Below are 521 nucleotides of genomic sequence, written 5' to 3' on the forward strand. Positions count from 1 at the left end.
ACGCCGTCACACCCTCCTCCCGGTCGCCGCCGGCGCCCGCCTGGGCCGCCCAGTACGCGTCCCGGTCCTCACGGCCGCTCGCGAATTCCTTCGCAGCCGCCTGGGTGAGCTGTGAGCGCGTGGTCAGTACGCGGGTGAACTCGGCCACCCGGCCCGCCAGTTCGCCCGGCGGCAGCACCTCGTCCACCAGGCCCACCCGCAGCGCCCGCGCGGTGTCGATCAACTCCCCGGAGAACAAGAGGTACTTGGCGGTCGACGGACCGACCAGGGAGACCAGCCGGCGGGTCGACGACGCCCGGTAGACGACACCGAGCTTCGCGGGCGTGATCCCGAACCGGGCGCCTTCCTCCGCGAAGCGCAGATCGCACGCGACCGCCAACTGGGCGCCGCCGCCCACGCAGTAGCCGCGTACGGCCGCCAGCGTCGGCTTGGGGAACGCCGCCAGTGCCTCCTCCGCACGCACGCTGAGGTCCTGTATGGCGTCGCCCGGCTCCCGCAGCGCCCCGATGTCCGCGCCCGCG

Annotated in this window: 1 protein-coding gene; it reads right to left on the reverse strand. The window is 74.1% G+C overall.

The genetic code is table 11. From position 1 onward, the window contains the following. Positions 1 to 521: enoyl-CoA hydratase/isomerase family protein (locus BHU15_RS37405; RefSeq protein WP_069631135.1), on the reverse strand; the 521-nt coding region annotated here is incomplete at both ends.

Origin of the sequence: Streptomyces niveus, assembly GCF_001723055.1 — a bacterium.
In the GTDB taxonomy this organism is placed as follows: Bacteria; Actinomycetota; Actinomycetes; order Streptomycetales; family Streptomycetaceae; genus Streptomyces; species Streptomyces niveus.